This is a genomic window from Undibacterium sp. TJN19, assembly GCF_049339485.1.
Classification (GTDB): Bacteria; Pseudomonadota; Gammaproteobacteria; order Burkholderiales; family Burkholderiaceae_D; genus Undibacterium.
Genome location: NZ_JBMPPL010000010.1, coordinates 53,096 through 78,401, shown reverse-complemented (window position 1 = coordinate 78,401; position 25,306 = coordinate 53,096). Strand labels below are relative to the sequence as shown.

Genomic DNA, 25,306 nt, shown 5'->3' with positions numbered 1-25,306 from the left:
GGGAAGGCACGTAAAATGAATGGCATTGCCTTTGGCACATTTCATTTTCACAAAAAACGTGCCCGTTTGGGCATGATGGGCTTGCTTGGCCTGCTTTCCTGCTCAAGTACCTCTGTATTTGCCGCAGGCACCGTAGAACTGGTTTTGCAGTTGGAAACATCGCTGACCAGCGATACCAATCCTTTCCGTTTCTATGACCAGTCGACGCCTGACCCTAATGCTCCCGTAGACCCTCTTGCCAATAACGTGATGCGTGAGCGTGACACGGTGACTGGGGCCGAGATGCGTGCCGGTGCCATCATCCCGCTTTTGTCAGAACGTACGCGATTGATACTGACAGGCTCTTTGGGAAACCATCATTATAAAAATTACCGTGAGCTTGATAACCATACCGGTGCTGCTGATGCGACGCTGGAATGGGCTGCCGGAAATGCTTTTAATGGCCATGTGAGCGCAGGCAAGGAAGACAGGCTTTTCCAGTATATCAATGGCAGCCTGACGGATAAAGATATCTCACATCAGAAGCGAGCTGACGCTGACATCAATTTCAAGTTGACCGATGAGTGGTCCATCAATGCGAAACTCGATAGAGCAGGGTTGAATTATGATTTGCCCTTGAACCAGCTGTACAATTTTGATGAGCGTGGCAAACAATTCAGTGGCCGTTATTATTCGCCAACGGGTTCCAGTGTGGAAGTTGGTACGCGGCTTTCGGACACTGTTTTTCCGGACCGCAATGCGCAGGATATTGCTGATCTTGATAAGTCCTACAAAGAAAACGAAGTCTTTCTGGATGCTGAATGGCGTTATAGCAGCAAGTCAGTGACCAGTACGCACCTGGGGATAATACGCAGACGCTACGAAAACCTGACTGAACGCGATACCAATCTCTTCAATGTGTTGTGGCGCGGCACCTATCATTATTCACCAAAATTACGCCTCGATTTGCAGCTCTGGGATCGGCCCTTTACGATTGTGGATCGCTCCGTGATCTATGTGTTGAGCAAGGCCATACGGTTCGACACGCAATGGAAATACTCAGATAAAACACAGATGAATTTTTCCACACTTTTGCAAAATAGCGATAATGTACTGGTCCCCCGTCTTGCCAGTCTGAATGAAGGTACGTCGCGCAAAGAGAAATTGCTGAGGGTTGGTGTAGGTGCTAATTACGAATTCGAACGCGGATTCCGTGTTCTTTTGGATAGTTTTTATGAAAAAGTCCAGCGCGAATCAGATGGTGTGAATCTGAGGCAGGCCGTCGTCAAGATAGGCCTGGAATATACTTTTGAAAATTTGCCGGGGAGCACGTCGCGCATGGGTTTAAAACGTTACCAGCATTCACTCAGTGCTTCAGACAGTTTGCGCTGATCATGAACCTTATACCTAGATTAAGCCGTTTCGCTGCCCGTCATACAGCTTGCCGCTGGCTGGCTTTGAACAAAGGGCGCGGCGTCGTCAGCTTTAGTTTTGACGACGTGCCGGCCAGTGCATGTCATCAGGGCGCTGTTTTACTGGAACTTTACCAGGCACGCGGCAGTTTTTATATTTGCGGCAGCCTGACTGACGGCATGGAGCAAAATCAGGTCTGCCATAGTGTTGAAGACCTTAAGCGCCTCATAGAAAATGAACATGAGGTTGGCTGCCATACATATTCACATATGAATTGTGCGAATGTCTCTTCAGATGCCCTTGTGCGGGACTGGGAGAAAAACCAGACCTTTTTTAGTCAGCATGGTATTTCCAATCATGGTTTCGCTTTTCCATTCGGTGCATATGATCTGGGCAGCAAGCTGGCTGCACAAAAACGCTTTGCTTACAGCCGCATCACTGGTGGTGGGACGCAAACCGGCAGGGCAGATTTATCCGCATTGCGAGCGCAATCACTCTATTCAGCAAATACGAATGTGGATGCTCTGGATGCTTTGATCAAACACACTGCCAGTGAAGGTGGCTGGCTAATCTTGTATTCACATGAAGTCAGTGAAAACCCCGGGCCTTGGGGCACTACACCTGAATTGCTGGAAACGGCATTGCGTATTGCCACACAAGAGAGTTGCCATATCCTGCCTGTGCGTAAGGCGATAGATTTTTTTCTTTCTTAGGAAGATTGATTGTTTTAACACCTGTTTTACGAATGCGAACTTGGATCAGTTACAATTCTTGCCAGTTTAATCTTAACCTTTTCGGTACCAGACCTATTCCATGAGCCAACAAAGCCAGTTTGCCCTGCTAAAACAACGCCGGTTCGCACCATTTTTCTGGACCCAGTTTTTGGGTGCATTTAATGATAATGTGTTCAAGACAGCCTTGCTGACGATCCTCACTTATGACGCGCTGACCTGGACCAAGATGGATATAGGTTTGCTCAATAACCTGATACCTGGTCTTTTTATTCTGCCCTTTGTATTGTTTTCTGCCACTTCAGGGCAATTGGCAGACAAGTTTGAAAAAGGCAAAATGGCACGCAATGTCAAGTTGCTGGAAATCGTCATCATGCTGATTGCTGCAGCGGGCTGGATGACGCATCAACTATGGTTATTGATCGCAGCAGTGGCGGGCATGGGCATACATTCAACCCTGTTTGGTCCGGTCAAATACGCCTATCTGCCCCAGCATTTGAAAACCGACGAACTCGTTGGTGGTAACGGCCTGATAGAAATGGGTACCTTTGTCGGCATTCTCCTGGGTGAGATTCTGGGGGCCATGCTGGTCGTCCATAAACCTTGGGGTATAGAACTGGTTGCCGGCGGCGCCATAGTGATTGCCATCATTGGCTACCTGACCAGTTTGAGAATTCCTTTGTCACCCGCACCAGAGCCTGAGTTGGCCATCAACTGGAACCCCGCCACTGAAACCGTCAGAAACATCAGTTTCAGCAAGCAGAACCGCCCGGTATTTTTATCTTTGCTGGGGAATTCCTGGTTCTGGTTTTACGGTGCGATCGTACTGGCACAGTTCCCCTTGTATGCGAAAGATTACCTGCATGGCGACCATAGTGTTTTTGTGTTGCTGCTGACGATTTTTTCCTTTGGTATTGGTGCCGGGTCTCTGTTATGTGAAAAACTGTCTGGCCATAAAGTAGAAATAGGTCTGGTGCCGTTTGGCTCTATCGGTCTGTCGATCTTTGGTTTTGACTTGTTCTTGTCCAGTGTTGCCTACACCAATACGGTGGCGGTAGATATGCAGTCCTTTTTGCATCAGGCTGGCAGCTTGCGTATCCTGTTTGATATTGTGATGATAGGTATTTTTGGTGGCTTGTATATCGTGCCGCTGTTTGCCTTGATACAAACCCGTTGTGACCCCAAGCATTTGTCCCGAACCATTGCCGGCATGAATATTTTGAATGCCTTGTTCATGGTCGTTGCTTCATTAGCTGCAATGCTCATGTTGAAAAACGGCTTCACGATTCCGCAGATTTTCATGGCAACAGCTATTTTGAATGCCATCGTTGCAGCGTATATCTTCAGCCTGGTACCAGAATTCCTGATGCGTTTTATTGCATGGCTGCTGATACATACCATCTATAAAGTCAAGACGGTCAATACTGCGCGGATTCCAGAAGAAGGATCTGGTGTACTGGTGTGTAACCATGTCAGTTATATGGATGCCATCGTCATCATGGCATCGAGTCCACGACCTATCCGTTTTGTGATGGATCACCGGATTTTTAAAATCCCGGTCTTGTCCTGGGTTTTCAGAACAGCGAAGGCAATTCCTATTGCGCCAGCCAAAGAAGACCAGTGGCTGATGGAAAAAGCTTATGTGGATATTGCCCAGGCTTTGCATGAGGGCGATCTGGTTTGTATTTTCCCGGAGGGTAAATTAACCGCTACCGGCGAATTGAATGAATTCAAAGGCGGCGTGATGAAGATACTTGAACGTTCACCAGTGCCTGTTTACCCCATGGCCTTACGTGGTTTGTGGGGCAGTTTCTTTTCGCGTGATAAAAGCAATTCGTTTGAACGCGCATTTAGCCGTGGCCCGTTTTCCAAATTGGAATTAGTCGTTGGCGACGTCATGGAAGCCAAAGACGTTACGCCACAGATATTGCAGGAAAGAGTAAAAGCTTTGCGTGGCGAATGGAAATAATCGGTTTTTAAACAAGCAGTATTGGGTCGTAATTACACAAGGAAAAAAATGCGCCTCAATTCATTTATTTTCATACTTGCATTCATGGCTTCCGCTTGTGGCGGCGGGGCTGGTGGAGGAGCTACCGCTGGTGCGCCTGTTATTGTCACCAACACGACTTCGACAACTTTTTTGTCAAAGTCGACAGGCGTCAATTATCCTGTCAACATCTATGTTCCCAGTAACTATACGGCGACAACAGACATGCTTCCTGTCATATTTACTCTTGACGGCGAACTGACCGGGGATAATTTTGATGGCATGCGCAGGATTTTGATGGATGAAGGTACGCGCGTTATTTTGGTAGGCGTGGCTACTGCCGGACACCGGGATTTTGACTATTTGCTACCCGGTTCTCTGGATTTTTATAAATTTCTTGGAACTGAACTTATCCCTGGCCTGGAAAAGCAATATCGCATAGATTCCAAACAGCGTACTTTAGTGGGGCATTCATTTGGTGCCGATTTTGTGCAGACAGCGTTGACACTGGACAGGCCTGATCGACGTTATTTTGCCAACTTTGTCGCCGTGGATGGTCCACTGAGATTTCCCGATCAGGCAGCCGTATTGGAAAATGCCATGTATCAGGCATCTGGTGGCAAAATGCCTGACACCACTTTTATCTTTGCCAGTGCGGGTGGCGCAGGTTTCAATACTGATGTGGAAGCTGCTTACCAAAACCTTTTGGCACGTAATTATCAAGGCTTGAATTTGATTCGCCTGCCTGCCTATAAAACCGACCATGGCGGCGTGTTCATTCCCGCGATAACCGATGCGCTGCATCTTTTATATAAAAAATAAATCAGATTTTTCGGTCTTTATTTTGAATGAAGTGAATATTGCAAGATAAAAAAATGGCACCCAAATCGGGTGCCATTTTCATGGGCGAAATGTTTTACAAGATTTCGCTGGCGTGATCTGCCAGACGTGAACGCTCTCCGCGTGCCAGTGTGACATGGCCGCTATGTGCCCAACCCTTGAATCTGTCCACGACATACGTCAAGCCACTGGAGCCTTCGGTCAGGTAAGGTGTATCAATCTGGGCGATATTGCCCAGGCAGATAATCTTGGTACCCGGGCCAGCTCGAGTTACCAAAGTTTTGACCTGTTTTGGTGTCAGATTTTGGGCTTCATCAATGATTAGGAATTTATTGACGAAAGTACGGCCACGCATGAAATTCAAAGATTTAATCTTGATTTTCGAACGTATCAAATCCTGCGTCGCTGCACGACCCCAGTCACCAGCATCATTGTCTGATTTGTTCAGCACCTCGAGATTGTCGTCAAATGCGCCCATCCATGGTGACATTTTCTCTTCTTCTGTACCAGGCAAGAAGCCTATGTCTTCGCCAACCGGTACGGTGACACGGGTGACGATAATCTCGTTATAGGTTTTGGTTTCCAGAACCTGTGCGAGACCAGCCGCCAGCGCCAGCAAGGTCTTGCCGGTACCGGCCTGACCCAACAGTGTAACGAAATCGCATTCTGGATCCATCAGCAGGTTCAGGGCGAAATTTTGTTCACGGTTACGTGAAGTGATACCCCAGACACTGTGCTTGATATGACCGTAATCACGCAAGGTTTGCAAGACGGCTGTCTTGCCATTGATCTGCCTTACCTGGCCATAGAAAGATGCTTCACCATTCTTGGGTTCAAGATACACAAACTGATTCACCAGCAGGGAAGGGATGACCGGCCCGGTAATGCGATAGAAGGTTGTGCTCAGGCCATTTCGGTTTTCCTGCCAGGTTTCTATGCCCTTGCCATGTTTGTTCCAGAAATCATCCGGTAATTGCACAATGCCAGAATACAGAAGATCAGAATCTTCCAGTACATGATCATTGAAGTAATCTTCCGCAGGCAAGCCCATCGCACGCGCCTTGATGCGCATATTGATGTCTTTTGACACCAGAACGACAGGCCGTCCTGGCAATTCCTGTTCCAGTGCCCTGACAACACCGAGGATCTGATTGTCGGCCTTGCCTTTCGGCAGGCCTACCGGCAGTTCACCATCTTGCAACTTGGTCTGGAAGTACAAATGCCCCTTGGCGTCCTTGTTGCCCAGTTTGGACAGCAAAATACCTTTTTCTATATCGTGATGGTCGATATCGCCCACCAGTGCATCCAGTGAACGCGATACCTGGCGCGCATTGCGCGCAACTTCAGACATGCCCTTTTTATGATCATCGAGCTCTTCCAGCGTGATCATGGGCAGATACACATCATGTTCTTCAAAGCGGAACAGCGATGACGGATCGTGCATCAATACATTCGTGTCGAGCACAAACAACTTGGTGACGCCGGATTTGTCCGCAGCACGACTGGTGCCGGATTTGACGCGGCTATCCTGCGATTTTTGCTTGGCCGCAGCCAGTACCGGCGCGGCTTTTGCAGTGACGGCAGGCGCCAGTTTCTCGACGACAGGCTTGGCAAGTGCTACCGCGTTAACCGTTGGCACTTTCTTTTTCTGTGGTGCCTGGAATGCTTCTACTGTTTTGATTTTTTCTGGTACTGCTGATTTTATTGTTTTGGCTGGTTTGCCTTTTTCCGCTTTTGGATAGTCTTTTGGTGACAGCAATGCTGCTGGCTTGGTCGGCATTTTTGGCAATGGCATGAAAACCTCAATCAAAAAGTGAGAGCTGAAAAGTTAAAAGCCGCTATGGAGATACCAACATCGCTGTTGGTTCTGCCACGCGCGGCTTTTATCAAGAGTAATTCTGTCGAGTTCAATTATGTTTTGGCGCTCACAAATTCGAGTACTTCATCAACGTGTCCTGCTACTTTGACTCCACGCCATTCTTTCACTAATTTGCCATTGCCGTCAATCACAAATGTACTGCGTTCTATGCCGCGTACCTGTTTGCCATACATATTCTTCATCTTCATGACATTAAACAAGGCACATAAGCTCTCGTCCGGGTCGGAAATCAGCTGGAAAGGCAAACCGAGTTTGCTCTTGAAACCTTCATGAGAGCGCAAGCTGTCGCGGCTAACACCAAACACCACGGCATTGGCTTGCTGGAATTGCGGATGCGATTCACGGAAAGCAATACTTTCTGTGGTGCAGCCAGGAGTGTTGTCTTTAGGGTAAAAATAAATGATGATATTTTTACCTGAGTAGTCGCTTAATTGAAACGCTTTGTCGCCTGTCATGGCGGCAGAAAATTGTGGTACCTGGCAATTTAGTGCAGAAGGGGTGTCAGCCACTGTCATCTCCTTGGTTAGAGGTGGAGAAAGAGTTACTAACGGACTAGATCAGGGCGACCAGTTCTCCGGAACGTCCTGGCAAGCTTGCCCACGACAATGGGCGAGTTGGTAATTCACTGTCTTTGATGGACGCATAATAATCCGCCATCGAAATACAACGATAACCTTGCTTGTGCCAGCCTGTCAGCAATTCCTCAAATATGGGGGCGAGTTTTTGTCCTTCAAGTTCTGCATGTAAGGTAAATACATGATCTTTTGGAATTGCAGTCAATTTTAATATGTTAGCAGCGATATTTGACCCGGAAATGACAAGCCCATTGATTTCGCGTCCCAATAATTCATCCAGCGTGGGCAAGGTAGTGGGCATTTGTATGCATGACTGTACGTTGCCATTCACTTGCAAACGATATGGGCCAAAATCAGGGTTGGCCAGACTGCCATCGTCTTTGAGCATGGCTCGACCATCGGACGCGTACTGCATGCCAAACTGATCAAGCTGGGCAAAGGCATGTGCATTCATCTGCCAGCCGGCTGCACCGTGGGTTTTCGGCGTTTCACCAAATATTTGCTGAAAACGCTGATGTGCCTGCTGCATCTGTTTTTGGGTCCATTCCGCGCCACGTTGCCGCACATTATCTTGCCAGACTACATGGTCCCAGGTATGGATGCCACACTCAAAACCTGCGTCACGTGCGGACTGCATCTCGGTTGTGCAACTACCTATGTCAGGGGCGGGCAAAAATACGCCGTACATGAGAGTCTTGACACCATAATGTTCAAGCACCGAAGTGCGTGACACTTTTTGGAAAAAGCCGGGACGAAATGCCCGCCTCAGCGCCCAGCCCGTATGGTCTTTGCCCAACGAAAACAGGAAGGTGGCGCCTGCATTGTGTTTTTTAAGAATGCGCACCAGATTAGGTACGCCTTCTTTGGTGCCGCGATAGGTATCGACGTCGATCTTGAGAACGATGGTAGGCATGTAGTCCCGTATCAGTCCATCAGGGCGCGTGCTTCGGCTACCTGGCTGCGGTAAGCATCGAAAATATTGCGCATGGTGTCTGGCATGGTCGTTACTGGTTTCCAGCCAAGCTCTTCACAAGTGTTGGTGATTTTTGGAACGCGGTTTTGCACGTCCTGATAACCCTTGCCATAGTAGGCAGCCGACGTGGTTTCTGTCAGTGCAACTTTTTTCGCTGTTTCAGCATATTCAGGATATTCAGCAGCCAGATCCAGCATCATATGTGCCAGCTCACGGATAGAGAAATTATTGGTCGGATTACCGATGTTGTAAATTTTGCCACTTGCAATACCGTTTTTGTTATCGATAATGCGCATCAGGGCATCAATGCCGTCGTCAATGTAAGTGAAGGCACGTTTTTGCGCACCACCGTCCACGAGGGAAATATTTTCCCCGCGAACGATATGACCAAAGAATTGCGTCACGACGCGTGAACTGCCTTCTTTAGGTGTGTGGATATTGTCCAGGCCAGCGCCAATCCAGTTGAATGGACGGAACAGAGTGAAGTTCAGGCCTTCCATGCCATAACCCCAGATGACGCGATCCATCAACTGTTTGGCGCAAGAATAAATCCAGCGTGGCTTATTGATGGGGCCGCAAATCAGTTCAGACTCTTCAGGGTCAAACTCTTCATCATGGCACATGCCATAGACTTCGGACGTTGAAGGAAATACCAGGTGCTTGCCGTATTTGGCGGCAGAGCGCACGATAGGCAGGTTGGCTTCAAAGTCCAGCTCAAACACGCGCAGAGGCTGTTTTACGTATGTGGAAGGTGTAGCGATCGCCACCAGAGGCAGGATGACGTCACATTTCTTGACATGGTATTCAACCCATTCTTTATTGATGGTGATGTCACCTTCAAAAAAATGCATGCGAGGGTGATTGATCATGTCGCCCAGACGCTCGGTTTGCATGTCCATGCCATACACTTCCCAGTCTGTGGTTTCCAGAATGCGTTTGGACAAGTGGTGACCGATAAAACCGTTCACGCCGAGGATGAGGACTTTTTTCATAGTGAGTTCTTCTTAAGTAAATGTTGCTTGTCAGTTCAGAATGGGTGATTGCGACGTCTTTGGTGCCGTTTTAAGCAGTAGTTGCCAAAGCAGTCAATTCTGCTACAGTCACAATTTTGCCATTCATCAACAATTCAGTAATATGCAATGCGCGGCCATCGCCGCACACGCCAAGGACAACATTATCCACCACATGCAAGCCTGGCGGCAAATTTGTGCTTTCCTTTGTGTTTAGTCGTGCTTTTCCGATAATAAAGCGTTGCCCGAATTGGTCTGTAAAAGCACCAGGGTAGGGCGGTGCGACAGCTCTGTATAGGTTATATACCTGCTGGGCGGTTTGTTGCCAGTCTATACGACCATCTTCTGGCTTGCGTCCACCAAAATAGCTGCCTACGGATAAATCGTTTGGCAAGGTCTGGAAATCATTGCTGATCAGACCAGGCAGGGCATTCCAAAGGCATTGCTCCGCAGCGACCGTCAATTTACCAAATACTTCATAGGCAGTATCGTCCGGCAAAATTGGTACGGCAGTCTGGGCAATAATGGCACCAGCATCAGGCTTCAAGGCCATTTCATGGAGCGTGGCACCGGTTTCAGTCTCCCCGTTTAATACAGCCCAATTGACCGGCACGCGGCCGCGATACTTTGGCAGCAGAGAGCCATGCAGATTATAGGCACCACGTTTTGCCTGCGCCAGTAGGTCCAGCGGCAGCATGTGACGATAATAAAAACTGAATATGAAATCTGGCGCAATCGCAGTCAGTTTCTCTTTCAGATCAGGTAGCTTGGGGTCATCTGGTGTGATGCAGGGAATATTCTGCTCATGGCACAAGGCGGTAACAGACTCAAACCAGATGGTCTCCGCCGGATTGTCTTCATGGCTAACTACCAGTGCAATTTGCACACCACGCGCCAGCAAGGTCTTGATGCAACGCACGCCGACATTGTGATAGGCGAATACAACGGCGGTGACTGGATGAGGCTTTAAAGTCGTCGCTGTCATATCAGCTAACTTCCGGCAAATCAGCGGCCGATTGCTCTAGTATGGTCTGGACCACATAACGTGGCCGACCACGTACCTGCTGATAAATACGGCCTACATACTCACCCAGCAAGCCTATGCCAAACAGGATGACGCCCATCATGAAGAAGGCGATAGCAAACAGCGTGAACAGCCCTTCGGCTTCTGCGCCAAGCACAAAACGGCGTATCAACAACAGCAAGACCAGGCCACCTGACAAGACTGACAGCACCATGCCGAGCATGGAAAACCATTGCAAAGGCATGATGGAAAAACCCGTCATCAAATCAAAGTTCAGACGTATCAGGCTATAAATTGAGTATTTCGATTCACCAGCCGAGCGCTCCTCATGCTCAACCGTAATCTCAGTCGGTTTGCGGGCGAAGGTATAAGCCAGTGCAGGTACAAAAGTATTCACTTCGCTACACTGGTTAATCAGGTCGATGACATTACGGCCATAGGCGCGCAGCATATTGCCCTGGTCAGTGATCTTGATGCGTGTGATCTTCTCGCGGAATCGGTTCATCGCTTTGGACGCATAAGTGCGCCATGCAGAGTCCTGACGTTTACGGCGGATAGAACCGACATAGTCATAGCCCTCGCGCATTTTATCGACGAGGGCCCCAATTTCTTCTGGCGGGTTCTGCAAATCAGCATCCAGAGTAACCACGATGTCGCCACGTGTCGCTTCAAAGCCCGCCAATATGGCCATGTGCTGGCCGTAGTTGCCGTTGAAAAGCACGACCCGTGTTACATCGGGACGCAGACGATATTGATCTGCCAGCAGGGCAGGGGTGTTGTCGCGGCTGCCATCGTTGATAAAAACGACTTCATAGCTGACACCACGCACAGCCAGTGCATCGAGTGCCGGGTAAAGACGATCAAAAAGCTTGGCAAGACCAGCTTCTTCGTTATAAACAGGGATGACAACAGAAAGTTCGGGTTTCATTGGTATTGTTCTGCCGATTTCAGAGAAGGCAGGATTTTACCGCAGACACGACTCTTTCGACATCTTCTATACTCATTGCGGGGAATAATGGCAAAGTAACAATCTGTTTGCCCACCCGTTCTGCAATCGGGAACATGCCATCAGTAAAGCCGCGTGCGCGGTACATGCTGAACAAATGAATGGCGCGGTAGTGATAGCCCAACCCAATTTGTTGATCCAGCATTTGTTGCATGAAGGTGGCGCGGTTGACGCTTTCTGGTAACACCAGGTGGAACATATGCCAGTTGCTGTTTTCAAAATCTGCGACTGGTAATTCAGCACCAGTTTTTTGTTCAAAGTCAGTGCCAAAACTGCTGAAGTAATGCCGAGCCAGTTCAGCGCGTTTGGTATTGAATTCTGCCAGATGTTTCATTTGACCCAGGCCGATTGCTGCAGCGATATCGGTCATATTGTATTTGCCACCCAATACATCAACATCGATACCATCAAGACCGCTGCGTGTGACGCCTTGCAGACGGTATTTTTCTGCCAGTCTGGCTTCTTCTGGATTATTCAGGACCAGGCAACCGCCTTCACCCGTCATGATGTTTTTATTGACCTGAAAGCTGAAAGAGACGAAATCACCAAAGGCACCAATGCGTTTGCCTTTCCAGGTTGAACCTATCGCCTGGGCAGCATCTTCAACGACGCGCAAGTTATGCTTGTCTGCAATCGCATACAGTTTATCCATATCGCAGGGCAGGCCACACATATGCACAGGGATGATGGCTTTGGTGCGAGGTGTAATCGCAGCTTCCACTTTATCGAGGTCGATGTTATGAGTTTTTGCATCAATATCGACAAAGACTGGTGTTGCCCCTGTCTCGATAATCACATTGGCGGTCGCTACCCAGGAATTAGGTGTGGTAATCACTTCATCACCTGCACCTATGCCGGCAACGCGCAAGGCAATTTCCATGGTGCAGGTGCCGGAATTGAAAGTACGTACCGGGCGGCCACCAAAATATTCTGATAATTGCGCTTCCAGTGCCTGCACTTTGGGGCCACTTGCCAGCCAGCCCGAACGCAATACTTCAACGACAGAAACAATGGTTTCTTCATCGACAGTAGGCTTGGTAAAAGGCAAAAAATGGGATGCGTCACTCATGGTGAACCTTTCTATAAAGCGAAAACTATTCTTTTGGAATATGAATTTACATAAATTAAATGCTCAACTGACTTTTCAAACCGATCAGCTTTTCACCAGCAGGGCCACGCCGCCAATGATCACGCCAATTGCCAATATCCTTTGCATGGACATCACTTCGCCAAGAAAATACCAGGCCGCAATCGCCGTCACGACATAACCCAGTGACAGCATGGGGTAGGCAATTGTCACATCAACGCGTGACAGACCGATAATCCAGACGATGAGCGAAATGCCGTAGCAGGCTATGCCGGCGATGATAGGCCATTGCAGTGCCAACTGCATGCCTGTCGAAAACCAGTTGTCTGCATTCAGGTGGATTTCACCAATCGCCATCGTTCCCTTTTTAAGCAAAAACTGGGCGGTAGCGTTGAGCAGTATGCCGGTAATCAGATAGCCAAATGCATTGATATTCATCATTATTTACTTGCTTTCTTTCTTGACCAAGTTGGCAACGATGACACGTCGCGGGTCCTTGGCGATTATCCGCATGGGGAAATTGCTCTTCTTCAGAATTTCATAGATATCATTACGTAAGATGGCGATTGCTGGCTCTCCTTTGTCTTGGTGTGCCTGCCACTTTACGATGAAATCTTCTCTTTTTGGTATCCATAGTTGTGGTTCGTGCTCAAGACCGAACTGCATTTCATCAGGAAACTCGACCAGTATCGTGGTTCTTTGCAGATAAAATGGCAATGCCTGCTCATAGCGCCCGACAGCATAGATGGGGGTATTGGGCTGCGTCAGTTCAGCCTCAATGGCTGGAATGTAATTGCTGCCTGCAATATATTTACCCCATGGGTCATGCCCAAGGAAGGCAATTTGGCCCGCGAGAAAACCAGCAACTGCGAGGGTGATTACAGCCCAGTCTTTGCCAGCCTTCTCTTTATGTGATAAAAACCATGCGAATAGGCCACCCACGATGGATATCGTGCATGTACCTACCAGCCATGGTGCATAGTTCAAGGCCAGAGCGATATCAATTGGATCCGTGTTGTCATCCATTTTTTTTAAGTAAATTGTCAGTATGAGCAGGCCTGTAATACCTGCTAGTGACAGCAATATTCCCGCAGATTTCAGTGGCTGGTTGCCGGCCTGCTCAACACGCCATGCAATTAACAGGGCCAGCGCCGGAAATATCGGCAAAATGTATCCAGGTAATTTGGAGCCGGAAACACTGAAAAAGAAAAACAGGAAAACGACCCAAATGAACAGTACCTTACGCGGCTGGAAACCGGGACCGTTATCACGCAAGCCAGCGACTAAACCTTGCAATAGGATACCAATCCATGGAATTGCACCCAGGATTAGTATGGGGAAAAAGTAATACCACGCACCACCACGTTTATGTACATTACTGGTAAAACGATCAAAATGTTCGTGGATGAAAAAGAATTTTGGATGTTCAGGGTTTTTCAGCGCGATCAATATGAACCATGGTGCAGTCACTGCAAAAAACAGCACCAGACCTTTGCCCATGTGCAGGCGCGTCCATAAGCGCAGGTCACGGGTGACCACAGTATAAATCACCAGTACGGCACCAGGCAGCACGAAGCCGATCAAGCCCTTGGACATGGTTGCCAGCGCCATGCCCAGCCAGCAAACCAGCATGGCATTGCGTTCGGTCTTGCTGTCTTTGTCAGCGCTTTGCGCAACCAGCAGGCCGCACAGGCTCAAGGTCATCATGCCTGACAGACCCATATCCAGCGAATTGACATGCCCCATGCCTGCCCAGTAAAAACTTGAGCCCAGCACCAGCGCTGCTGTAATGCCAACACGGCCGCTGAATACTTTGCTGCCGGTGTAGGCGACAGCAGCAACACCCAGCAAGCCGTTCAGGCCTGTCCATAAACGTGCTTGCCAGTCACCCAGACCAAACACGGCAAAGGTCAATGCATTCATCCAGTTTTGCAGGGGCGGCTTTTCAAAATACTTGATGCCATTCAGGCGCAAGGTAATCCAGTCACCTGTGGCGAGCATTTCGCGCGCCATTTCGGCATAGCGGCCTTCGTCGGTCGGCACCAGAGTGCGTGCACCCAGCATATAAAACCAGACAGCGAGGAAGGCAAGCGCGATTATCCACAAGGTACGTGGCGAATCGTAGGGGGAATTACTTTTCATTCAGATTCCATAATCAAGGCGAGGGCGACTTTGCGGCCTTCGGCCATCAGGATATTGTAGGTGCGGCAGGCAGCCTTGTTGTCCATGCATTCAACGCCTATCCTTTTGGCTGCCAGGCTGGCTGTCAGCCTGGGATGGACGAAGCGCTGCTTGTTGCCGGTACCGAGTATCACCACGTCTGGCACAGTTGCTTCGATTTGTTCAAAGTCAGCACTGCCAAGCATGTCAAAGCTGGTGGCTGTCCAGGTAACCGGCTTGCTTTCTGGAAGTACGATCAGGCTATGCCTGTACATGATGGCATTAATTTCTACACTGTCTTTCTCATAAGCAGTGATGGTCTGATATTGCTGGGTAGCGGTAGAGTGCAACTTCATCTATGGGCTCGTTTGGTTGGGACTTGGATGAGTGGCGCATTGTAACGTTTTTTATTCGACTTCATATACAGTCCGGTTTTTAAACCGATGCAGTCAAGATTTTATTTCTCAGACTCTATTTGCCCGACCAGGCATCCCATCCCACGCGCGTGATTTTGGCAATGCTTAAATCCCTGGATACCTCTGGCGCTGTGCTTTCATACAAAAAAATTGCCACGGCCATATGGTGGCCATTGGGTAAAGTGACAATACCTACATCATTGTGGGCGGCCGTCAAGCCGTTCAAACTGCTCGATGTGCCGGTTTTGTGTGCGACTGGCGTCCCCGCAGGGAGCATGCCCTTGATACGTGACTGGCCAGTTTTTGTTTCAGACATCCATTTAATCAATAAGGCCTGGCTGGCAGGTTTGAGTGCTTTTCCCTGATGTAGCGCCTGCAGCAGGTTGATCATCGCCTTGGGCGTGCTTGTATTGCGATATTGCACATTCCAGGATTTATCGATTTCTTTTTCAGTATCAAGCACTTGCATGCCATGTATACCCAACTGATCAAGATAATGCATGACACTGGCAGGGCCGCCAAGCAGGCGCAGCAATACATCGCTGGCGCTGCTGTCACTTTCAGTTATTGCGTAACGCATCAGGTCTTCTACCGTGATTTTAAAATTGCCTTCAGGATGCGCATCACGGAGAGGACTATGCTGTTCGCCCGTTAATAACTCCTCATGTTTTACCAATATCTTTTGTTCGAGCTTGAATTTATTGTGATCCACCGCAGCCAGTGCTGCCATGACGATAGGCAGTTTATAGACGCTCTGCATGGGAAACGCCGCATCCGGATTCACCCACAGGCTTTGCCCTGTTTCAATGACCAGCAGGCTTGCGCCCAGTTTGCCGCCACTATCTTGTGCGATGGCATCGAGTACTGTTTGCGCGTTTGAACTGCCAGGACCAAGCAGGTACAGCATCAAGGTAATAAAGAAGGGATAAAGTTTTTTCATGTATTTTTATGTATAAATCGTTAGTCCTGTTATCGAATGTTAATCGCGCACCTGCAACTTCCGAATCGTTATTTGCAGAAGATGCGGCCTGAAACCCGGCTGTCGATTACATCAGTTTAGACAATAATAGGCGAGTGATAAGTTAATGCTTGGTAAAAATACTGTCAGGACCATGATGGTTTTTCATTCCTGAATGATGTGTCAGTGCCCCACTATAGGGCGTATCGAGGGCCTAAATAGGGCTTTTTAGAAGTTCTCATTGATAAAAATGCTCTCTTTGTGCAGAATGGAACGTTCGGCAGTGCAGCATTTTATGTATGGCAATTAAATAAGTCTTTGCTTGCACGCAGACTTGGCACCGTTTTGCCAGGCCAGGGCAACTTTGCCAAAGTTTTATGAATATTATCAAGGATTGCAGTAGTGCGCCCTATACAAAAATCATTAAAATTAGCTGACGTCTGCTATGACATCCGTGGCCCGGTCATGGAAAAAGCCAAGCAGATGGAAGACGAAGGTCACAAGATTATCAAGCTTAATATTGGTAATCTGGCGGTATTCAACTTCGACCCGCCTGATGAAATCGTGCAGGATATGATACGCAATATGCAAAATGCAGCCGGTTATACCGACTCCAAAGGCATGTTTGCGCCGCGTAAGGCCATCATGCATTACACCCAGGAAAAGCGTATCCACGGTGTCACTATAGAAGATATTTATATCGGCAATGGCGCATCCGAGTTGATCGTCATGGGCATGAATGCCTTGCTTAACAGTGGCGATGAGGTGCTGGTGCCAGCGCCGGATTATCCCTTGTGGACTGCCGCGGTCAGCTTGTCTGGCGGCAAACCCATTCATTATGTCTGTGACGAAAGCGCAGACTGGATGCCGGATATCGATGATATCAAGAGCAAGATCACGCCAAACACCAAAGCCATTGTCGTCATTAATCCAAACAACCCGACTGGTGCGCTGTATCCGGTTGAAATCTTGCAGCAGATCGTTGATGTTGCTCGTCAGCATCAGTTGATCGTCTTTGCAGATGAAATCTATGACAAAACCCTGTATGACGGCGAAGTGCATACATCGATTGCCTCGCTGGCAGATGATGTCTTGTTTTTGACTTTGAATGGTTTGTCAAAAAACTATCGCTCTTGCGGCTATCGCGCTGGCTGGATGGTCGTGTCCGGCGAAAAGCGTCACGCAAAAGATTATATCGAAGGCCTGAACATGCTGGCCTCCATGCGTCTGTGCGCGAATGCGCCAGGGCAATTTGCCATTCAGACGGCGTTGGGCGGCTACCAGAGTATCAATGATCTGGTCGGGCCAGGCGGCCGCTTGCTCAAGCAACGTGATCTGGCGCATAAACTGCTGACCGAGATACCTGGCGTAAGCTGCGTCAAGCCAAAAGCTGCACTGTATATGTTTCCTAAACTGGATCCCCTGATGTACCCGATCAAGGATGACCAGGAATTTATTCACGAATTGCTGACCGAGCAACGCGTGTTATTGGTACAGGGAACGGGATTTAACTGGATCAATCCCGACCATTTCCGTGTGGTGTTCTTGCCCAACACGGATGATCTGACTGAAGCATTCGGACGTATTGCGAATTTCCTCGAAGGATATCGAAAGCGTCACGGCACCAACTAATTTAAATTTACTGTTCAAATATCATATGAAACCCATCAAAGTAGGCCTGTTAGGCATAGGCACCGTCGGCTCCGGCACTTTCAACGTTTTGAAGCGCAATCAGTTAGAGATTACGCGTCGCGCAGGCCGCTCGATTGAGATTGCCATGGTGGCAGACCTGAACGTTGAGCGGGCGCGTGAACTGACCAATGGCGAGTGCGAAGTCGTCAGTGATGGCAATCTGGTCGTCACCAATCCTGATATCGATATCGTTATTGAACTGATAGGCGGTTATGGCATCGCCAAAGATCTCGTCTTAAAGGCCATCGCCAATGGCAAGCATGTGGTGACTGCCAACAAGGCACTGCTGGCAACGCACGGCAATGAAATCTTCAAGGCGGCACAAGACAAAGGTGTGATGGTGGCATTTGAGGCAGCGGTGGCTGGTGGTATCCCCATCATCAAGGCATTGCGCGAAGGCCTGACGGCCAATCGCATACAGTGGATAGCCGGTATCATTAATGGCACCACCAATTTCATTTTGTCGGAAATGCGTGACAAGGGTCTGGACTTTGCCACGGTGCTCAAGCAGGCGCAAGAACTGGGTTATGCTGAAGCAGACCCTACCTTTGATATTGAAGGTGTTGATGCTGCGCACAAGGCCACCATCATGGCCTCGATTGCCTATGGTATTCCCATGCAGTTCGATAAGGCTCACGTAGAGGGCATCACCAAATTACAGGCCAGTGATATCCGTTATGCTGAAGAGTTGGGTTATCGCATCAAATTGCTGGGCATCAGCAAACGTACAGAGGCAGGTATAGAACTGCGCGTTCATCCTACCCTGATCCCGGAAAAACGTCTGATCGCCAATGTAGAGGGTGCAATGAATGCCGTGCTGGTACATGGCGATGCAGTCGGTGCCACCCTGTATTATGGCAAAGGTGCCGGTTCTGAACCGACAGCCTCTGCCGTTATTGCTGACTTGGTTGATATCACGCGCCTGGCAACGGCTGATCCTGAACATCGCGTGCCTTACCTCGCTTTTCAGCCAGATGCGATGAGCGATTTGCCAGTTCTGCCCATGTCTGAGATTGTCACCAGTTACTATCTGCGCATGCATGTCGCCGATAAACCTGGCGTATTGGCAGACGTCACCCGCATTCTGGCTGATTCATCGATTTCCATTGATGCGATGCTGCAAAAAGAACCGGCGGAAGGCGAAACACAAACGGACATCATTATTTTGACGCATCAAACCAAAGAGAAAAATATTGTTGCAGCCATTGAAAAAATAGAAGAGCTTGATAGCGTCTTTGGTGCTGTCACCAAGTTACGTCTCGAAGAATTGAGCTGATCGAATTGATCAGATCCAGGTAATCTGCCAAAACGGCGCGTCTGTGAAATAATGGGCGCGCCGTTTTTTTATCGTTATTCAAATAAGCTTGCATGCGCAGTTTTTCATTATTCCAGTTAATGTCTTATGCCTGGTTCGCGTTTCCATTGACCATGGTGGCCTTACCTATTTACGTTTACGTGCCGCAATTTTATGCTGACCGTTTTGGCATGTCGCTGAGCATGATAGGGACTGTCCTGTTGTTGACCCGGGTATTCGATGCTTTTATCGACCCCTATGTCGGTGGCTTGATCGACCGGCGACCGGCAGGGCGCAGCTATGCGCTGTATATCTTACTGGCTTTACCTTTGTTGATTCTTGGTTTCTTTGGTTTGTTTCACCCACCAAAAATGCTCAGCAAGCTCGCATTTGCCTGGTTCTTCTTCAGTTTGCTGATTGTGTATTCCGGGTTCAGCCTGGCCAGCATTGCCTATCAAAGCTGGGGCGCAGCGTTGACGCAAGAGCCAGGGCAAAGAGTGCGGCTTACCGCATTTCGTGAAGCTTTTGGCTTGTTCGGTGTGATGTCCGCTGCCATGATCACGCAATTTGCCAGCGTAACGACGCTCTCAGCGGTACTGACACTATTTTTGCTTGCCACCACTTGGCTATTAATACGCAACACGCAGGTGATTGCCCGTGCCGCAGATGTAATGCATGCCTCCCTGGCCTTGCGTGAATTATTTGGCAATTCGTGCTTTCGTGCCTTGTTTATTGTATTTGTCGTCAACGGCATCGCTGCAGCAATACCGGCAACTTTATTCCTGTTTTTTACCAAAGACCGCTTGCAACTGGCACACCTGTCTGGTGTTTTGTTGTTGCTTTATTTTCTGGCAGCGGCCATCTCCATGCCATTCTGGAACCGGCTTTCTCAAAGCCTGGGTGAAGTGCGGGCCTGGCTCTTTGGTATATTGCTTTCAGTGCTGAGTTTTGTTGGTGTGGTAGCCCTGGGGCCGGGGGATGCCATCGCATTTTCGGCAATCTGCATACTGTCAGGCGTCAGCCTCGGGGCGGATCTGGCGTTACCGCCGGCGATACTTGCCGGCGTGATTCACGCTGCAGGCCACAGTGGAAAAAATGAAGCCAGTTATTTTGGTGTCTGGAACTGGGCCAGTAAAATGAACCTGGCACTGGCAGCAGGATTATCCTTGCCGTTGCTGGAATATCTGGGCTATGCACCTGGTGTCACTTCTTCATCTGGCCTGCTGGCGTTAAGCCTGGCATACGCAGCCTTGCCCTGCCTGCTAAAGCTGATTGCTGCCTATTTGTTGTGGCGCGCGCCGCTAAAAACGATATAGCGAAAAGCTGAATCTAACGCAGCAATTTTTCATGAAATTCCGCCGGGTAGTCTTTATGCACTTTAACCACGGTGGATACTCTTGTGCCATAGTCGGGAGAAACAATGCATGGGGCCGATAGCAAACGCTCCAGTTCAAAGGGAACTCCGGTATCTGGCAAGCGGCAATCTGGTGCAGGGGTGGTGTTGGCAAGCACTTCAAAATAGGCGTCTACCGGTGCACGCTGACAAATCATGCTGGCGAATTCTGCCTTGGTTCTGACAACCTTTGGCCACGGTGTATCCAGCGATGCATTCGAAATACCATAGATACCTGGGGGCAGCGGTTGCCCGTTGCGCGCATCATCTTGCTGGCGATTTGAAAACCAGATCAAGTCATTTTCATCGCCGACCAGCAAATTGAAGCCGTTGTACAGCGCCGCCTTATCGCGGATGCTGGCAATGTATTCTTGCGCACTTAAACTACCATTCAGATAATCGGCAACCAGTTCGCCGCGCGATGGCGCATCGATACGCTTCTCAGAAGGGGCGCGAATATTGGTAATGGTAGCGAATTTTGTCGTCAGGCTTTCTGCCCCTGAGATACTGGTGATCCCCAGCCAGGTACCGCCGGATTGCAGATCGCGCCCGCCAAAAATATGCGGATTATCTTTCCACCAGTCAGCCGCAGCGGCTGGCCGCGCATAAAATTCATCGCGATTTCCCGCAAAAACCAAAGGTGTACAAGGAATCAGTTTCCAGGCAAAAACGATCAGGCACATAGGCTTACATCCATAAAATATTCAGTATGTCGCTCACCATGCAATAAATTTTGCAAGCCGGTTTGAGTAATGCCATGCGCCATATGCTGCTCAAAATCATTTACGTTGATTATATCCCGATGAATTTCCATCCAGGTGTGCAGGCCATCTTGTGCCTGTGGGCGTCGTTGTATTTGATGCATGTTGCCGCCTCCAGCTTTCAAAATAGTCTGCAATATTTGCTCTTGCCGGATGATTTCTGCTTCCTGCTCAGCGCTGGCTTTAAAGTAAATATAGCAATCCATATCTTCACTCTTCATCAATTCAGCGCAAGGAAAATCATCAAGCTGACACCTGTATTATTGCGTGATATCGGTAATGGCATAGGGCAGGGGTAAAAGTTGTATTTTGTGACCAGTTGCAGAGCCTAACCTGAGTTCGCCAGTTTCCTGATCACTTAATTTCATTTCTATCAGTGCCAGACTGCGATCAATCTGGTCTGCCTCTGCATTGACGACCATGCCACAAGGTTGATCTGGGTCATTGCTGTTAAATATCTCATTGCCTGCCATCACTTCGCTGCTATCTATCAACGCCAGTGTCATGCGGCGTTTAAGTTTGCCCAGATACTGGCTGCGCGCAACAATTTCCTGGCCTGGATAGCAGCCTTTTTTAAAATTGACACCGCCTATCAATTCAAAATTGACCATTTGCGGTACAAACTGCTCTTGCGTGCCAAGCAGGATTTGCGGTATTCCAGCCTGGATTTCTGTAACGCGCCAGGCACTGGTGTTCAATGCCTGTAATTTCTTGTTCAGCACAGGCCATGCCTGTTGCGCCGTTTCAATGTTGCAAATCCATTGAAAGCGTGGGCTATGGTTGGCGTCTGGTAAACGTAGCAGGTGACCGAACTGGTTGTTGACCTGGGTATTGGGCTCTGTCGGCAATTGCGGGAACCATGTTTGCAAACCATTTTCTGTTGCAGCACCACCCAGACCCAGGATGACATTTTCAGCGTTGATGTCCAGCAGCTTCGCTTTTGCGCGCAATACATACATCTGCAAACGTTTTTGTACACTGGCCTGTATGGTTTTTGATAGTTGAAGCACAATGCCCTGTTCATTTTTCCAATACAGCAGGCTGGCCAGCATACGTCCCTTGGCTGTGCAGTAGGCGGCACGGCGTACTTCTGCGGCGCTCAGGTGTTCAACGTCATTGCTGAGCTGATTGTGCAAAAAACTCGCAGCATCTTCTCCAGTGAGCTGTATCAGCCCCAGATCGGTCAAGGGGGCAACAAATCCTGTTTGCAAGGCGTCAGATTGCCAGTGCGGTGCCAGCCCGGTTGCGCGCAGGTCTTGCAAGGCATAGCCTTGTGTCGCCAAAAATTCTTCCCATGCCATATTCATATACCCATTTATTTTCACTTATTCGCTTAATGTTGGCGCTGGCTTTACAATACTGCCTGCACCCGTTCAGGCGAATTATAGTAGCGTCCGCGAAATCTCGTCAGAACACCTCATTTTTTTGAAAAAGCGGGCGACATGGGATTTATCAAAAAGCTTTTTGTACTATTGGTTTTGCTGGCAATCGCTGCTGGCGGCGGCTTCTATTACTGGATGCAGGAAGCCATCTTTAGCGATGGCAAGGCGATAGAGTTCACGATCAAGCCTGGCAGCAGCGTGCGTGTTGCTGCGCGCCAGATACAGCAGGCGGGCGTTCCCGTGAACCCTTTGATGCTTGAAGCGCTGGCCCGTGCCATAGGCAAAGCCAACAAGCTCAAGGCCGGCTCTTATGAAATCGAGGCTGGCAAAACGCCACTGGAACTGTTGAACAAGATCGTCAATGGTGAATTTTCCATGGCCAGCCTGGCCGTGATTGAAGGCTGGAGTTTTCAGCAAATGCGTAAGCTGGTAGATGCACATCCTTCTCTCAAGCATGAGACACAAGGGATGAGTGAAAACGAACTGATGCATAAAATCAGCCCTGACTTCGCCCAGGCCGAAGGTTTGTTCTTCCCGGATACCTATCTATTTGCCAAGGGCAGTACCGACTTACAGTTGTATCAACAGGCGCATGGCTTGCTATTAAAGAAACTGGATGAAGCCTGGAAAAAACGTGCGGCTGATTTACCTTATAAAAACCGGTATGAAGCCTTGATCATGGCTTCCATCATAGAAAAAGAGACCGGCCAAAAATCAGAACGTGCGATGATTGCTTCGGTTTTTGTTAATCGGCTACGCCAAGGCATGCTGTTACAAACAGACCCTACCGTCATTTATGGCATGGGGGAAAGGTATCAGGGCAAAATTTACAAGCGTGATTTGCTCACTGATACGCCGTATAACACCTACACAAGGGTTGGTCTGCCGCCCACGCCAATTGCCCTGCCAGGACTTGAGTCTTTATCCGCTGCCTTGAGCCCTGCAAAGAGCGATGCCTTATACTTTGTAGCGCGCGGTAATGGAACCAGCCAGTTTTCCGACAATTTAAATGACCATAACCGGGCAGTAAACAAGTATCAACGCTAAAAAACAATGAAATCAACAGGAAAATTCATCACCTTCGAAGGTATAGACGGTGCCGGTAAGTCTACTCACATCGCCTATGTTGCTGAGCGTTTGCAAACGCATTTGCAAAAACAGGGCATTAATGTAATTTGCAGCCGTGAACCAGGTGGCACACCGCTGGGTGAAATTTTGCGTGAGTTATTGCTGCAACAGAAAATGCATCTGGAAACCGAAGCCTTGCTGATGTTCGCCGTCAGACGTGAACATATTGCGCAATTGATAGAACCGGCACTGGTACGTGGCGACTGGGTGATCTCAGACCGTTTTACCGATGCCAGCTTTGCGTATCAGGGAGGAGGGCGCAATTTGTCACTGGACAAATTGAATACGCTTGAAAAATGGGTTCACCCCCATTTGCAACCCGATTTGACCCTGTTGTTTGATGTGCCGCTGGAAGTTGCCCGTGCGCGCCTGGATGCGACACGCGAGCTGGACAAGTTTGAGCAGGAAAAAGCAGATTTTTTTGCCGCTACCCGACAGGAGTATTTACGCAGGGCTGCCGAATTTCCGCAACGCTTCAGAATTATTGATTCCACCCAGACCATTGCAGCGATACGCCTGCAACTTGATCAACTGGTAGATGAGTTGCTTGATAGCACTCAGCTTGCATAATGACACACCCTTTGTTTACCTGGCAGGAAGAGGCATGGCTGCAACTGCAGGCATTGGGACAGCGTTTGCCGCATGCTTTTTTGTTGCATGGTCCGCAAGGCATAGGCAAAACGGTTTTTGCCGAACATCTGGCGCAATCGCTGTTATGCGAAAAGCCGGGACCCGATGGGCATGCCTGCCAGCAATGCGGTTCATGCGGCTGGTTTTCGCAATACAGCCATCCTGATTATCGCCGTGTCAGGCCTGAGTTGCTCGATGAAGAAGATGTGCCAGCAGGTGACGCTGAGGCTGAAGCTGGCAGTAAGCCTGCAAAAGCCAGCAAGGCACCATCGAAAGAGATTGTCATCAATCAGATTCGGGCCTTGTCTGATTTCATGAATATTTCCACCCACCGCAATGGCCGTCGGGTGATCGTGCTGTATCCGGCTGAAGCGCTGAATATTCCCGCAGCAAATGCCTTGTTGAAATCACTGGAAGAGCCAAACGCCAACACTATTTTTATTTTGGTTTCCAACAGTTTGGATAGGTTATTGCCAACGATTCTGTCGCGTTGCCACAAGTTCCCATTAGGTTTGCCTGATGCGGCTATTTCTCTTGCCTGGCTTGAAAAGCATGGCCTTCGGGATGCAGATATCTGGCTGGTGCAACAGGGCGGGGCACCACTTGCAGCAATGGAAATGGCGCAATCGGAATTGCGTGCTGATCTTGATGATTTTGTTCGCTATTTGTCAAAGCCAGGTACAGAATCAAGCCTGAAAACTGCCGAAAAGATGCAAAAAATGGAGATGCCTGTCGTCGTCGGCTGGCTACAGCGCTGGCTTTACGATATATTTTCCTATAAACAAAGTGGCAGAATCCGGTATCATCCTCGCTATGAAAAGGAGTTGAAGTCCTTGTCCATGCAGATAGATGAGCCTGCGTTACAGCAGATGATCACAAATTGCAATGAAAGACAGGCGATTGCCAGTCATCCTTTGTCCGCCAAATTATTTTTAGAAGATATGTTGCTTGAGTATTCGGCACTGTTTGATTAAAGCTTTGCGAAAGC

At 48.9% G+C, this 25,306-nt stretch carries 24 protein-coding genes; 10 read left to right on the top strand and 14 right to left on the bottom strand.

All coding sequences use genetic code 11. From position 1 onward, the window contains the following. Window positions 1–15 precede the first annotated feature (15 nt). The 4 genes from ACO0LH_RS22410 (at window position 16) to ACO0LH_RS22395 (ending at window position 4,932) form a co-directional block, all read left to right on the top strand. Window positions 16–1,371 (top strand): hypothetical protein, encoded by a 1,356-nt coding sequence (locus tag ACO0LH_RS22410; protein ID WP_422943359.1) that lies wholly within the window; start codon window positions 16–18, stop codon window positions 1,369–1,371. Between the two features lie 2 nt (window positions 1,372–1,373). Continuing rightward, complete coding sequence (locus ACO0LH_RS22405; RefSeq protein ID WP_422943358.1) at window positions 1,374–2,105, top strand: polysaccharide deacetylase family protein; 732 nt, start codon at window positions 1,374–1,376, stop codon at window positions 2,103–2,105. Window positions 2,106–2,205: 100 nt separating this feature from the next. Next, a complete protein-coding gene (locus ACO0LH_RS22400) occupies window positions 2,206–4,092 on the top strand; it encodes an MFS transporter (RefSeq protein WP_422943357.1) in 1,887 nt (628 codons plus the stop codon). A gap of 48 nt (window positions 4,093–4,140) precedes the next feature. Continuing rightward, window positions 4,141–4,932: an alpha/beta hydrolase gene (locus tag ACO0LH_RS22395; RefSeq protein ID WP_422943356.1), complete on the top strand. Its 792-nt coding sequence runs from the start codon at window positions 4,141–4,143 to the stop codon at window positions 4,930–4,932. Between the two features lie 94 nt (window positions 4,933–5,026). On the opposite strand, the gene ACO0LH_RS22390 is transcribed toward ACO0LH_RS22395, so the two are convergent. From ACO0LH_RS22390 to bla, 11 genes are all read right to left on the bottom strand, one after another. Then, window positions 5,027–6,745, bottom strand: coding sequence for a PhoH family protein (locus tag ACO0LH_RS22390; RefSeq protein ID WP_422943355.1), 1,719 nt, complete (start codon window positions 6,743–6,745; stop codon window positions 5,027–5,029). A gap of 116 nt (window positions 6,746–6,861) precedes the next feature. Further along, the gene (locus ACO0LH_RS22385; protein ID WP_422943354.1) at window positions 6,862–7,338 is read right to left on the bottom strand and encodes a peroxiredoxin; all 477 of its coding nucleotides are present in this window, start codon (window positions 7,336–7,338) and stop codon (window positions 6,862–6,864) included. A 43-nt stretch (window positions 7,339–7,381) separates the two neighbouring features. Next, the gene (locus ACO0LH_RS22380) at window positions 7,382–8,317 is read right to left on the bottom strand and encodes a polysaccharide deacetylase family protein (protein ID WP_422943353.1); all 936 of its coding nucleotides are present in this window, start codon (window positions 8,315–8,317) and stop codon (window positions 7,382–7,384) included. Between the two features lie 11 nt (window positions 8,318–8,328). Next, window positions 8,329–9,369, bottom strand: a complete 1,041-nt coding sequence (locus tag ACO0LH_RS22375) for a bifunctional UDP-4-keto-pentose/UDP-xylose synthase (protein ID WP_422943352.1) — start codon at window positions 9,367–9,369, stop codon at window positions 8,329–8,331. A 70-nt stretch (window positions 9,370–9,439) separates the two neighbouring features. After that, window positions 9,440–10,372, bottom strand: coding sequence for a formyltransferase (locus ACO0LH_RS22370; RefSeq protein ID WP_422943351.1), 933 nt, complete (start codon window positions 10,370–10,372; stop codon window positions 9,440–9,442). 1 nt (window position 10,373) lies between these two features. Continuing rightward, a complete protein-coding gene (locus ACO0LH_RS22365) occupies window positions 10,374–11,339 on the bottom strand; it encodes a glycosyltransferase (protein ID WP_422943350.1) in 966 nt (321 codons plus the stop codon). Window positions 11,340–11,358: 19 nt separating this feature from the next. After that, entirely contained in the window at window positions 11,359–12,486 is a 1,128-nt protein-coding gene (locus ACO0LH_RS22360; RefSeq protein WP_422943349.1) for a DegT/DnrJ/EryC1/StrS family aminotransferase, read from the bottom strand. Between the two features lie 84 nt (window positions 12,487–12,570). Then, window positions 12,571–12,942 carry a DMT family transporter gene (locus ACO0LH_RS22355; protein ID WP_422943475.1) on the bottom strand — a complete coding sequence of 124 codons (372 nt, stop codon included), beginning with the start codon at window positions 12,940–12,942 and terminating at the stop codon, window positions 12,571–12,573. Between the two features lie 6 nt (window positions 12,943–12,948). Continuing rightward, window positions 12,949–14,646, bottom strand: a complete 1,698-nt coding sequence (locus ACO0LH_RS22350; RefSeq protein ID WP_422943348.1) for a glycosyltransferase family 39 protein — start codon at window positions 14,644–14,646, stop codon at window positions 12,949–12,951. Then, window positions 14,643–15,020 (bottom strand): Mth938-like domain-containing protein, encoded by a 378-nt coding sequence (locus ACO0LH_RS22345; protein WP_422943347.1) that lies wholly within the window; start codon window positions 15,018–15,020, stop codon window positions 14,643–14,645. Before ACO0LH_RS22345 ends, ACO0LH_RS22350 begins: the two co-directional genes overlap by 4 nt. A gap of 115 nt (window positions 15,021–15,135) precedes the next feature. Continuing rightward, entirely contained in the window at window positions 15,136–16,020 is an 885-nt protein-coding gene (gene bla / locus ACO0LH_RS22340; RefSeq protein ID WP_422943346.1) for a class A beta-lactamase, read from the bottom strand. Window positions 16,021–16,440: 420 nt separating this feature from the next. Between bla and ACO0LH_RS22335 the strand changes: the two genes are divergently transcribed. The 3 genes from ACO0LH_RS22335 (at window position 16,441) to ACO0LH_RS22325 (ending at window position 20,340) form a co-directional block, all read left to right on the top strand. Beyond that, a complete protein-coding gene (locus tag ACO0LH_RS22335) occupies window positions 16,441–17,670 on the top strand; it encodes a pyridoxal phosphate-dependent aminotransferase (protein ID WP_422943345.1) in 1,230 nt (409 codons plus the stop codon). Window positions 17,671–17,695: 25 nt separating this feature from the next. After that, window positions 17,696–19,006, top strand: a complete 1,311-nt coding sequence (locus tag ACO0LH_RS22330) for a homoserine dehydrogenase (RefSeq protein ID WP_422943344.1) — start codon at window positions 17,696–17,698, stop codon at window positions 19,004–19,006. 92 nt (window positions 19,007–19,098) lie between these two features. Next, the gene (locus tag ACO0LH_RS22325; RefSeq protein ID WP_422943343.1) at window positions 19,099–20,340 is read left to right on the top strand and encodes an MFS transporter; all 1,242 of its coding nucleotides are present in this window, start codon (window positions 19,099–19,101) and stop codon (window positions 20,338–20,340) included. Window positions 20,341–20,353: 13 nt separating this feature from the next. Here the strand turns inward: ACO0LH_RS22325 and ACO0LH_RS22320 are convergent, their stop codons facing one another. From ACO0LH_RS22320 to ACO0LH_RS22310, 3 genes are read right to left on the bottom strand one after another with little or no spacing between them, the layout of a single operon-like run. Then, window positions 20,354–21,100: an NRDE family protein gene (locus tag ACO0LH_RS22320; RefSeq protein ID WP_422943342.1), complete on the bottom strand. Its 747-nt coding sequence runs from the start codon at window positions 21,098–21,100 to the stop codon at window positions 20,354–20,356. Further along, window positions 21,091–21,399, bottom strand: coding sequence for a DUF4936 family protein (locus ACO0LH_RS22315; RefSeq protein ID WP_422943341.1), 309 nt, complete (start codon window positions 21,397–21,399; stop codon window positions 21,091–21,093). The genes ACO0LH_RS22320 and ACO0LH_RS22315 overlap by 10 nt, the downstream gene beginning before the upstream one ends. A 39-nt stretch (window positions 21,400–21,438) precedes the next feature. Beyond that, on the bottom strand, window positions 21,439–22,485 hold the full coding sequence (locus ACO0LH_RS22310) for a YgfZ/GcvT domain-containing protein (RefSeq protein ID WP_422943340.1): 1,047 nt from the start codon (window positions 22,483–22,485) through the stop codon (window positions 21,439–21,441). Between the two features lie 135 nt (window positions 22,486–22,620). Between ACO0LH_RS22310 and mltG the strand changes: the two genes are divergently transcribed. From mltG to holB, 3 genes are read left to right on the top strand one after another with little or no spacing between them, the layout of a single operon-like run. Next, entirely contained in the window at window positions 22,621–23,607 is a 987-nt protein-coding gene (gene mltG / locus ACO0LH_RS22305) for an endolytic transglycosylase MltG (protein ID WP_422943339.1), read from the top strand. A gap of 6 nt (window positions 23,608–23,613) precedes the next feature. Further along, window positions 23,614–24,258 carry a dTMP kinase gene (gene tmk, locus ACO0LH_RS22300; RefSeq protein WP_422943338.1) on the top strand — a complete coding sequence of 215 codons (645 nt, stop codon included), beginning with the start codon at window positions 23,614–23,616 and terminating at the stop codon, window positions 24,256–24,258. Continuing rightward, a complete protein-coding gene (gene holB / locus ACO0LH_RS22295; RefSeq protein WP_422943337.1) occupies window positions 24,258–25,292 on the top strand; it encodes a DNA polymerase III subunit delta' in 1,035 nt (344 codons plus the stop codon). The genes tmk and holB overlap by 1 nt, the downstream gene beginning before the upstream one ends. Window positions 25,293–25,306 lie beyond the last annotated feature (14 nt).

Excerpts from the sequence above, each read along its gene's own strand:
- ACO0LH_RS22380 (WP_422943353.1), bottom strand. The coding sequence starts at position 8,317 with ATGCCTACCATCGTTCTCAAGATCGACGTCGATACCTATCGCGGCACC.
- ACO0LH_RS22400 (WP_422943357.1), top strand. The coding sequence starts at position 2,206 with ATGAGCCAACAAAGCCAGTTTGCCCTGCTAAAACAACGCCGGTTCGCA.
- ACO0LH_RS22370 (WP_422943351.1), bottom strand. The coding sequence starts at position 10,372 with ATGACAGCGACGACTTTAAAGCCTCATCCAGTCACCGCCGTTGTATTC.
- ACO0LH_RS22355 (WP_422943475.1), bottom strand. The coding sequence starts at position 12,942 with ATGAATATCAATGCATTTGGCTATCTGATTACCGGCATACTGCTCAAC.
- ACO0LH_RS22345 (WP_422943347.1), bottom strand. The coding sequence starts at position 15,020 with ATGAAGTTGCACTCTACCGCTACCCAGCAATATCAGACCATCACTGCT.
- ACO0LH_RS22320 (WP_422943342.1), bottom strand. The coding sequence starts at position 21,100 with ATGTGCCTGATCGTTTTTGCCTGGAAACTGATTCCTTGTACACCTTTG.
- ACO0LH_RS22405 (WP_422943358.1), top strand. The coding sequence starts at position 1,374 with ATGAACCTTATACCTAGATTAAGCCGTTTCGCTGCCCGTCATACAGCT.
- ACO0LH_RS22350 (WP_422943348.1), bottom strand. The coding sequence starts at position 14,646 with ATGAAAAGTAATTCCCCCTACGATTCGCCACGTACCTTGTGGATAATC.
- ACO0LH_RS22365 (WP_422943350.1), bottom strand. The coding sequence starts at position 11,339 with ATGAAACCCGAACTTTCTGTTGTCATCCCTGTTTATAACGAAGAAGCT.
- holB (WP_422943337.1), top strand. The coding sequence starts at position 24,258 with ATGACACACCCTTTGTTTACCTGGCAGGAAGAGGCATGGCTGCAACTG.
- mltG (WP_422943339.1), top strand. The coding sequence starts at position 22,621 with ATGGGATTTATCAAAAAGCTTTTTGTACTATTGGTTTTGCTGGCAATC.
- ACO0LH_RS22330 (WP_422943344.1), top strand. The coding sequence starts at position 17,696 with ATGAAACCCATCAAAGTAGGCCTGTTAGGCATAGGCACCGTCGGCTCC.
- ACO0LH_RS22360 (WP_422943349.1), bottom strand. The coding sequence starts at position 12,486 with ATGAGTGACGCATCCCATTTTTTGCCTTTTACCAAGCCTACTGTCGAT.
- tmk (WP_422943338.1), top strand. The coding sequence starts at position 23,614 with ATGAAATCAACAGGAAAATTCATCACCTTCGAAGGTATAGACGGTGCC.
- ACO0LH_RS22315 (WP_422943341.1), bottom strand. The coding sequence starts at position 21,399 with ATGAAGAGTGAAGATATGGATTGCTATATTTACTTTAAAGCCAGCGCT.
- ACO0LH_RS22390 (WP_422943355.1), bottom strand. The coding sequence starts at position 6,745 with ATGCCATTGCCAAAAATGCCGACCAAGCCAGCAGCATTGCTGTCACCA.
- bla (WP_422943346.1), bottom strand. The coding sequence starts at position 16,020 with ATGAAAAAACTTTATCCCTTCTTTATTACCTTGATGCTGTACCTGCTT.
- ACO0LH_RS22325 (WP_422943343.1), top strand. The coding sequence starts at position 19,099 with ATGCGCAGTTTTTCATTATTCCAGTTAATGTCTTATGCCTGGTTCGCG.
- ACO0LH_RS22375 (WP_422943352.1), bottom strand. The coding sequence starts at position 9,369 with ATGAAAAAAGTCCTCATCCTCGGCGTGAACGGTTTTATCGGTCACCAC.
- ACO0LH_RS22310 (WP_422943340.1), bottom strand. The coding sequence starts at position 22,485 with ATGAATATGGCATGGGAAGAATTTTTGGCGACACAAGGCTATGCCTTG.
- ACO0LH_RS22395 (WP_422943356.1), top strand. The coding sequence starts at position 4,141 with ATGCGCCTCAATTCATTTATTTTCATACTTGCATTCATGGCTTCCGCT.
- ACO0LH_RS22410 (WP_422943359.1), top strand. The coding sequence starts at position 16 with ATGAATGGCATTGCCTTTGGCACATTTCATTTTCACAAAAAACGTGCC.